The organism is Terriglobales bacterium (assembly GCA_035691485.1).
Classification (GTDB): domain Bacteria; phylum Acidobacteriota; class Terriglobia; order Terriglobales; family Acidobacteriaceae; genus JAIQGF01.
Genome location: DASSIZ010000108.1, coordinates 19,185 through 27,999, shown reverse-complemented (window position 1 = coordinate 27,999; position 8,815 = coordinate 19,185). Strand labels below are relative to the sequence as shown.

The window sequence follows — 8,815 nt, the reverse complement described above, 5'->3', positions numbered from 1 at the left end:
GACCCAGGTCCCGCCTCGCGCTGTGACACAGCGCGTTCATGTTACTCGTTGACGGTGATTTCTGTCTCGGACTTAGGGGCCCCGTTGCAGCGGCCCATCGCGCCATTGGCGCGGAGCCGTACCTTGGATTGCCGTGCTCACAGTTCGGGAGTGTGACCAGATGACCAGATTGAATTTTTTTGTGGAAATTCTATTTGGTTTCGCTTGGTGGACCTGACCGGGATCGAACCGGTGACCTCATCGTTGCGAACGATGCGCTCTCCCAGCTGAGCTACAGGCCCACGCGTGAGTTCATTTTAACAGCAGCCGGGACGGGCGAGCCAGTACGGTACGGGCACCGGGCTGGCGCAAGAATTGTGGAGCGGCGGATTTCAATCCGCCGGGACCGGGAAAATAAATTCCGCCGCTACGCTACTGTAGTTTCAGCGGGGATGCGCACGGGCGCAGGTCACAGCATGGTGTGACGCGCTTCCGCGCCCTAGCCTCAATGGTGGCGCATATAATGAAGCTGTGACACCATCCAAGCACGTGCGCAAGGTCGCCGAAGCGAACTTCCCCACCCGCTGGGGGCAATTTCGCATTTTCGGGTTCGAGGGCTCCTTCCCCTTGACCAACGGCGGCGGCGAGCGGCGCAAGGAAACCGCGGTCGCGCTGGTGATGGGCGACATTCGCGAATCCGTGCCGCTGGTGCGCATCCACTCGCAATGCCTGACCGGCGACGTATTCGGTTCCCTGCGCTGCGATTGCCGGCAGCAGCTGGAGATGGCGATGGAGATGATCGCCGCCGCTGGCTGCGGGGTGCTGGTGTACGAGCAGCAGGAAGGACGCGGCATCGGCCTGATGGCCAAGCTGCAGGCGTACGAATTGCAGGACCGCGGCCTGGACACGGTGGAAGCAAACGAGAGGCTCGGGTTCGCCGCCGATTGCCGTCAGTACGCCTTGCCGGTCGAGGTGCTGAAGGCGCTGGATTTGACCGAGGTCCGCCTGCTGTCGAATAATCCCGATAAGGTTGCGGCGGTGCAGGCGGCCGGAATTGCCGTGAAGGAACGCGTCCCGTGCGAGCCGGAGCCAACCTCGCAAGCGAAGCAGTATCTCAAGACGAAAAAAGAGAAGATGGGACACCTGTTCTCGAAGTAAATCCAAAGCTCAACAACAAAAGCATTTCAGTAAATCTTCACTCTTAATCCCCTTCACTATTCCCTTCACTGGCGATCGAGGGGGAGCGAACTGCTGATGGACTCACGAACTGCGGCGATCAGGGCGTCGCGGTCCTGAAAATCCTTGGGCGAAATGGGATCGTGGAAGACGATCTTCGCGTCTGCCTTTTTGGGCGAGATAAGCATCTTCCCTTTCGGCAAAATTTCGTGGGAGCCGAGCAGCGTCACCGGGACGATCGGGCAGCCCGACTCCATGGCGAGATAGAACGGCCCTTTCTTCAGCGGCAACAGGCGGCCGTCGAGGGAGCGCGTGCCCTCGGGAAAGACGGTCATGCTGAGTCCGGAGCGGATGACCTCGGCGGCGGTGCGCATGCTGGCAATGGCAGAATCGCGGTCACGGCGGTCCACCGGGACCAGGTGGGCGACACGCATGGCAAAGCCAAGTATCGGGATGCGGAACAATTCCTTCTTTACCAGCACCGAGGTGCGGTTGGGCAACAGCGGTATGAGAAGCGGTGGATCGAGATTAGAGACGTGATTCGACATGAAAATGTAGGTCTGCTTGGGGTCGAGGCGCTCCCGCCCAATCAACTGAACCCGCACGCCTGAAAGCCTGACGCCCACCCTCACCACCCACATGCCCATCACGTACAGAAAATTGCTGTTGCCGGTCAGCAGCGCGTAGGGGAGCGTGAGCAGCCCGGTGATGGGAGTCATCGCGGTCCACCAGGCGAGGGTGAGCAAGGTGCGCATTATTCGGAGTCGCCGCGGATCCAGGCGGCACGGCGGGCGCGCTGCGCAGGCGTAACGTCGTCGCGCTCGGCGATCGAATAATTCTCCACCGGCGCGCCGGCTAGCTTGAACTTGATTTTGCGTGGTCCGGCCGCGGCGGAGACCCGCAGGTCCACGGTGTCGCCGATGCGTAACCGCGCTACATCATCTTCCGGCACTGCGCTGGCGGGCTGGCCGTTGACCTGCTGAATGACGTCTCCCGCGCGCAAGCCCGCTTTCTCCGCTTCGCTGCCCGGGTTCACGACAACAACGACGGCGACAGCGGATTGCCGGCGCTGGGTGCGAAAACCCGGATCCGGCACCGTTATGGTTTGCTTGTCAAGACGCAAGCCGACGGTGGCGAAGAACCGGTTGTAAGGAATCGGATCAACCCCGGCGACGTAGCGGGTGAAAAAGTCTCCGAAGTCCCTGCCGGTGACAGCTTCCGCCGCTTCCTGGACCCCGCGCGAATCGGGAAAAAACTTGCCTTGCTTGGCGTAGCGCTGGTTCATCCAGAGAAAAAGATCGCGCAATGATTTCCTGCCGGCGCTGGACTCGCGCATTTCGAGGTCGAGCAGCATGCCGAGAATTTCGCCCTTGTTGTAGTAGGAAATCGAGCGCTCCGGCAAATCGTAGGGCGGGTATTTCTCCAGCCAGGCATCCAGGCTGGATTCTTCCACCGACTGCGTCAGGCGCGCGGGCCGCGATTCCAGGATGCGAATGTCGTTGGCGAGTTCGGTAAGAAACCCGTTCTGGTCGAGATACCCGGCGCGGACCCGCATGTAATCGGCAACGGTGGAGGTAACGCCCTCGCTGAACCACAGCGCCCGCGTGTACTGCTCTTTGGTGTAGTCCACCGGCTCGAGCGACTGCGGGCGGATGCGCTTGACGTTCCACAGGTGAAAGAACTCGTGCGCGGTCACGTCGGCAAGGGAAAGCGGGTCGTTCTTGACGCGCTCGGCGGGGGCGGAAATTGCGGTCGAGTAAGCATGTTCCATGCCGCCGCCGATGGGGCGGCGGGGAAAGTGGTAGATGAAGAGGTAATGATCGATGGGCCGGTCCTGCATCCATTCGATTTCGGTCGCGGCGAGCTTGCGGTCCATGGCCGCGATGGCGCGAAGATCGTAATCAGCAGTGTTCGCGTCCACGACGATACGATACTGCACGCCGCCATCTTCGATCTCGATCTCGTCAAATTCCCCAAATTCCACGGGAGAGTCCACAAGACGATCGTAGTTGCGGGCCTGCAGTTCGATGCCGGCGGCGCCCGTCATTTTGACGGCGTGGTCCATCAGCGGCGTCGCAATCTTCCAATTCGGCGGAAAGCCGGTAAACGAAACCGACAATGATCGGTCCTTGGCGCCGACGACATAAACGCAAACTTCGGCGAGATTCAGGAACGCGTGCTGCTCATTGACTTCCGCGCCGAACGGACCCGGAGTGTTAGCGACGATGTCGTATTCGAAGGTGAATGAGTCTTCGCCGCCAACCCGCCACGTCGTTTTGTCCACAGCGGTGATTGGCAGTGGGTTATGAAACTTCTCATGAGCGGATGTGTGCTGTACGTGTTGCGAGAAGTCCCGCACCTGGTAAAGCGCATTCCACACCGGCAGTTGCAGTTCTCGCGAAAACTCCCGTGGGACTTCGATCTGCACATGTAGGAGATGGTTGGCGGTGTTTGCGAAAGTTACGGTGTAACGAAGTCCGCCGGGCTCCGGAGGAGAATATGACGGCACCTGCCCTGAGGCTGCCGCACACACAATAAGGCAGCAGATCAGCAGTGTTTTCCGGCAAACGTGTTTCACGCTTTCGCGGAGACCTCGCGGTTCTTCAGCGAACGCGGAAGCTTCTCATAGATGCCGCCAAAGCCGCCATTGGAAAGAATCGCCACCACGTCGCCGGGACGCAACTCGGGCGTAATGGCCTCGACGATGGCATCGGCATCGGGAAGTTGACGCGCCGGTTTGCCGCGGCGGCGCACTTCCATGATTACTTCCTCGAGGTCAAGCCGCTCCGCGGCCGGAATCGCTTCGGACTTGAAGATGCCGGCCACGATGACTTCATCGGCCAGTGCGAGGCTCTGCGACAGCGCTTCATGGAAGACATTGCGGCGCAGGGTATTCGAACGCGGTTCCAACACCGCCCAAAGCCGGCTCCCCGGATAGCGCGTGCGCAGCGCTTTCAGGGTTCCGGAGATGGCGGTGGGATGGTGCGCAAAGTCGTCGATGATGGTGACTCCGCCGATTTCCGCCTTCACCTCCAGGCGTCGCTTCACGCTTTGGAACGCGCGCAGGGCGTCGGCAATCTGGGAGACCTCGATGCCGCAGGAGGCCGCCATCGCTGCCGCGGCAGTGGCGTTGAGCACGTTGTACTCGCCGGCCAGGGTGAATTCCAAATCCGCCCACGGGCGTCCGTCACGCTGCACCGACCAGCGCGTGCGGCCGGATTCGTAGCGGACATTTGCGATCCGCCACTGGGAATTCGCGCCGAAGCCGTAGCGCTCGACCGGGCAAAAAGCGCGCGCCACGCATTCGTCCACCTCGGGTTGGCCGTCCCAGGCAAGCACGCGCCCGCGCTGCGGCACCAGGTTCACCAGGCGCTTGAACGCTGTCTTGACCGAATCGAGGTCCTTATAAATGTCGGCGTGATCGAATTCGACTGAGGTGAGCACGACCGCGTCGGGAAAATAGTGCAGGAATTTCGGGCCCTTATCGAAGAAAGCGGTGTCGTACTCGTCGCCCTCGATGATGAAGTGAGGGCCGTCGTCGAGCTTGAAACTGGCGCCAAAGTTCTCCGCGATTCCGCCAATGACGAACGAGGGCCGCCGTCCCGCCGCCTCGAAGATCCACGCCAGCATCGAGGTGGTCGTCGTCTTGCCGTGGGTGCCGGCGATGGTGATCACCTGGTGGCCGCGAAGGAACTCCTCGTAGAGCACTTGCGCCATCGACTGGAACGGAATGCGGTCGTTCAAAAGCCGCTCCAGCTCCGGGTTTCCGCGAGAGATGGCATTGCCGACAATCACCAGGTCGGGCCGCGGATCGAGGTTCTGCGCGGCGTAGGGCTGCGCGACGGGAATCTCCAGCCCGGCCAGGAAATCCGACATGGGAGGATAGACGGCGGCGTCGGAGCCGCGAACGTCGTAGCCGCGCTGCTTGAGCATGCCCGCCAGCGACGCCATCGCGGTGCCGCAGATGCCGATCAGGTGAATGTGCTTGGGATTGGTCATGATCAACGCAAATGCAGAATCTACTTCAGGTCGTGCGCCTTCGCCACCGCACTCTCCAGGAATTCCAAGCGGACGGTTTCCGTCGTCACCGTCAATCGCGCTCGCACCCCAAACGGCAGCGTGGCATTTTCCCGCGATACGTGTCCCGACCTCAAGCCATAAGCGACGGGGACATTCAGCTCGCCAACAATCCTCTCGACTACCTCCTGCAGCGTGTAGGGCTGCTCGGGAGACTGGATGCAGTCCATCATTTCGCCCAGCACGATGCCCTTCACGTCGCGAAATTTTCCGGCATACTTCAACTGCATCAGCATGCGGTCGATCTGGTAGGGCTTGGCGCCGATGTCCTCCAGGAACAGGAGCTTGCCTTCGGTCTGCGCTTCGTAAGGCGTGCCCAGCGACGCTACCAGTATGGAGAGGCACCCGCCATAGAGCACGCCTTCGCCAAAGCCGGGAATCATCGCGTTGAAACCGAACAACTGGTGCGAAGCCAGCTCCCAGTCCGCGTTTCCGCCCGTGGCCGCCAGCCACGACATTTCGTTGATGCCGTGCTGGCGCACGAAATCGCCGGTGATCATGGGACCGTGAAACGTCACCAGGCCGGCGGCATCGTGGAACCAGGTGAGCAGGCAGGTAATGTCGCTATAACCGCAAAAAATCTTGGGATGCTTGCGAATGAGATCGCAATCGATGTGGGGCAGCAGATAGTTGGCGCCGTAGCCTCCGCGCACGCATACGAGGGCGCGAACATCGTCGCGGGAGAACATCTGCTCTAACTCGCGCGCACGGCGCTCGGCCGAGCCGGCGAAGTAGAGATCGCGATCAAAGATGGTATCGAGGAATACTGGTTCGTATCCCTTCCGCCGCAACGCCGCAATGCCCTGGTCGAATAACTCGCGCTTGAAGTAGCTGGCCGGCGCGATGACACCCACGCGGTCGCCGGGACGAAGTGCCGGGGGCTTGAGCAACGGAGGAGCCGGGCGCGGCTTGGTAACGGAGGGCATCGGCTGCGTCTATAACATCATTTTCGATTGTCGATTGTCGATTGACGACTTGTGCGCGATCCGGAAAAACAGCCGGCCTCTTTATTCGCCAAAAAATTCACCCTTGGCCACGATCTCTGCCGGGCCGGTAAGAAAAACTTCGCCCTCCCAGCGGACGATCTGGGCCCCGCCGGGAGACTTCACCAGCAGCGGCGACTGCGCCCGTCCGGCGGCAATCGCGGCCACCGCCGAAGCGCACGATCCGGTGCCCGAGGAGCGGGTTTCTCCGACCCCGCGCTCAAAAATTACGATGTCAATTTCACCCTTGTTTGCAATGCGCACCAGCTCAACGTTCGTGCCGAACTTGAAGTCGTGATGGTGTTCGATTTCACTCGCCTCCGCCTGCCACCCGGGAGCAAATTCATCCACGAACAGGACGAAATGCGGATTGCCCATCGAGACCGGAACACCAACCTGCTCGCCGAATGCCAGCTTGATAGAGAACGGGTCGCCCACCTGCGGCTCGCCCATCGCGGTTTCGAATTCGAAATGATGGCCGTCCTGCGCAATGAGCTTGCAAGTCTTGATCCCGGCGCCGGTGCGGATGCTTACATGCTCGCGCTTTTTCTGCGCCACCAGGTAGGCAGCCACGCATCGGGTGCCGTTGCCGGAGATTTCCGCCTCCGAGCCGTCGGCATTGAAGAGACGGGCGCGCGCGTCAGCCTTGGGATCGGAAAAAATCCACTCCAGGCCGTCGGCGCCGACGCCGGTGTGGCGGTCGCAGATCCTTACCGCAAATTCCTTCAGGTCCTTGGGGGCATGTTTGCCCTCGATGAGAAGGAAGTCGTTGCCGCAGGCGTGGGCTTTGGTGAACGGAGTTGAGGGCATGCTTGCTTTCAGCTTTCGTACCGGTCAGCTACAACGTAAGACTTATCGGTTGCTTTTGTAAATCCTCAGCGGCGGACTTCCCTGGGCCTGCACCACAATCAGCAATTCCAGATTCTCCGGATGTTGCGCCACCGCCTGCGCCAGCGCGTCGTTGGCGGCGGTGACCACGAAGTCTGCATTGGCGGCGGGGGCGGACAAGGCGGCGTCCCACAGCTTGTAATTCCCTTCATTGATGGTGCGCTGGAGCGGGATGGCGGCGCGTTCCAGCGCTCCGCAATGTTCCCCCAGGTACATCAGGAGAGTCGAGGAAGGCGAAAGCTTGGCCAACAGTTCTCCCAGGCGGGCATCCACGGCGTATCGCGCTCCACCATTGGCGCGGATTTCGCGCAGGCAGATCGGCACACTTCTCCACACCGACACGTAGCTTCCGGCAACGAACGCACACACCATGACCGGGACCGCAACCCGCCACGTGCGCGATTTGTCTCGTCGCATCGCGAAGTACACCACGAGCGCCGCCGAAGCTGCGAACGCGGGCAGCAGTTGCATTCCGTAGCGCGTGTTGTAATACGAAAACGGCCACCATTGCGGGATGAAAATGGGCACGTCTCCCCACGCAATGGAGATTGCGTAGAACGGCTTCGGCAACCAGAGCAGCAGCCATGGCAGCAGTCCCCTTCGCCAAACCAGCACCAGCCCAGTTCCCACCAGCGCCAGAAGCAGCCACGTCTTCTCTATCCAGGACGATGGCGTGCCCGGGTGGCGGCGCGTCTCACCCAGCGTGAGCGTCGCGTTGCGGGCAAAATATTGCGCGGCGACGGAGGGGCTGTGCCATCCGGGATGGTGCGGTTCTCCGGCGCGCCTCGAACGTTGCTCGATGGCCCTGGCTGAATAGCGCCCGGTGGCAAACTCCAGGGGGTTTCCGAAAATATAGGCGTTGTAGGACAGCCAGAGCACGGGCGCGATGGCGCTGATGAGGACAAACACCGCGAGCGATCGTCCAAGATTGCCCAGCAGGTTGCGCCGCAGCCGCGCTCGCGAGGCGAAGATGACGACCAGCCCCGCTACAACTACAAAAACGGCGCCGTAAAACCAGGCATCGTAGCGCAACAGCATATCGGCCATGAGCAGCCAGCCCGCCCACTTCAGATGTTGTGCGGCCTCGTCGTCTTCCCCCTGCAGGGCAAAATGCGCGAAATCGGTGAAGAACGCGGTAGCCCAGATGAGCAGCGCCAGGCTGAGGGGCTCGTTCAGAGCGGTGGTCTGGAGATAAATCAGGTTGGGATTCGCCGCGAAGATTGCGGCCGCAATCCAGGCGGCCACGCGCGCCGCTCCATCTTCCGCGCCGATCCACGCCAGGCCCGAGCGCACCAGTCGAAACATGCCGAGTGTGCCGAACACGAACGCCGCCATCGAGGGGATTGCGCCCCCAACGCCGCTGCTCCAGCCCGCGTCGGAGATGATGAATGGAATGGTGAGGAGATGTTGCAACGGCAGCCAGACGGTTCCGAGCTGCTGCAGGCCGGGCGTGCGCGAGTCAAAAACGCGGCGCGCAATGTTGATGTGGGCGACGGCATCGCCGGAGAGCAGAATCTGGCCCCACTTGTAGTAATGCGCGAGCGCCGCGATGGAAAGAGCGATCGTCGCCAGGGCGAGCAGCTGGACTTCGCCGATGCCAACCCCGCGCTGGCGCAGGCGCTCGGCGCGCTCGCGGCGCACACTCCAGTTCTTAGGGGGGGCTGGCATCAATGAGCCAAGTCAAGCGCAATGGTTCGAATTCTGACTTCTGA

Annotated in this window: 7 protein-coding genes and 1 tRNA gene; 1 reads left to right on the top strand and 7 read right to left on the bottom strand. The window is 61.4% G+C overall.

Annotated features, from left to right (window positions below; genetic code table 11):
• Window positions 1-205: 205 nt before the first annotated feature.
• Window positions 206-281: transfer RNA gene (locus tag VFI82_13770), tRNA-Ala, on the bottom strand.
• Window positions 282-510: 229 nt separating this feature from the next.
• Here VFI82_13770 and ribA point away from each other — a divergent pair.
• Window positions 511-1,137, top strand: coding sequence for a GTP cyclohydrolase II (gene ribA, locus VFI82_13765; protein HET7185750.1), 627 nt, complete (start codon window positions 511-513; stop codon window positions 1,135-1,137).
• 65 nt (window positions 1,138-1,202) lie between these two features.
• Here ribA and VFI82_13760 read toward each other — a convergent pair whose 3' ends face one another.
• From VFI82_13760 to VFI82_13735, 6 genes are all read right to left on the bottom strand, one after another.
• Window positions 1,203-1,910, bottom strand: coding sequence for a lysophospholipid acyltransferase family protein (locus tag VFI82_13760; protein HET7185749.1), 708 nt, complete (start codon window positions 1,908-1,910; stop codon window positions 1,203-1,205).
• Window positions 1,910-3,583 carry a PDZ domain-containing protein gene (locus VFI82_13755; protein HET7185748.1) on the bottom strand — a complete coding sequence of 558 codons (1,674 nt, stop codon included), beginning with the start codon at window positions 3,581-3,583 and terminating at the stop codon, window positions 1,910-1,912. Before VFI82_13755 ends, VFI82_13760 begins: the two co-directional genes overlap by 1 nt.
• 146 nt (window positions 3,584-3,729) lie before the next feature.
• On the bottom strand, window positions 3,730-5,154 hold the full coding sequence (gene mpl, locus VFI82_13750) for a UDP-N-acetylmuramate:L-alanyl-gamma-D-glutamyl-meso-diaminopimelate ligase (GenBank protein HET7185747.1): 1,425 nt from the start codon (window positions 5,152-5,154) through the stop codon (window positions 3,730-3,732).
• Between the two features lie 20 nt (window positions 5,155-5,174).
• A complete protein-coding gene (locus VFI82_13745; GenBank protein ID HET7185746.1) occupies window positions 5,175-6,158 on the bottom strand; it encodes an LD-carboxypeptidase in 984 nt (327 codons plus the stop codon).
• Window positions 6,159-6,239: 81 nt separating this feature from the next.
• Window positions 6,240-7,025 (bottom strand): diaminopimelate epimerase, encoded by a 786-nt coding sequence (gene dapF, locus VFI82_13740; GenBank protein ID HET7185745.1) that lies wholly within the window; start codon window positions 7,023-7,025, stop codon window positions 6,240-6,242.
• 42 nt (window positions 7,026-7,067) lie between these two features.
• Window positions 7,068-8,771, bottom strand: coding sequence for a hypothetical protein (locus VFI82_13735; protein ID HET7185744.1), 1,704 nt, complete (start codon window positions 8,769-8,771; stop codon window positions 7,068-7,070).
• Window positions 8,772-8,815 lie beyond the last annotated feature (44 nt).

Excerpts from the sequence above, each read along its gene's own strand:
- VFI82_13760 (HET7185749.1), bottom strand. The coding sequence starts at position 1,910 with ATGCGCACCTTGCTCACCCTCGCCTGGTGGACCGCGATGACTCCCATC.
- mpl (HET7185747.1), bottom strand. The coding sequence starts at position 5,154 with ATGACCAATCCCAAGCACATTCACCTGATCGGCATCTGCGGCACCGCG.
- VFI82_13745 (HET7185746.1), bottom strand. The coding sequence starts at position 6,158 with ATGCCCTCCGTTACCAAGCCGCGCCCGGCTCCTCCGTTGCTCAAGCCC.
- dapF (HET7185745.1), bottom strand. The coding sequence starts at position 7,025 with ATGCCCTCAACTCCGTTCACCAAAGCCCACGCCTGCGGCAACGACTTC.
- VFI82_13735 (HET7185744.1), bottom strand. The coding sequence starts at position 8,771 with ATGCCAGCCCCCCCTAAGAACTGGAGTGTGCGCCGCGAGCGCGCCGAG.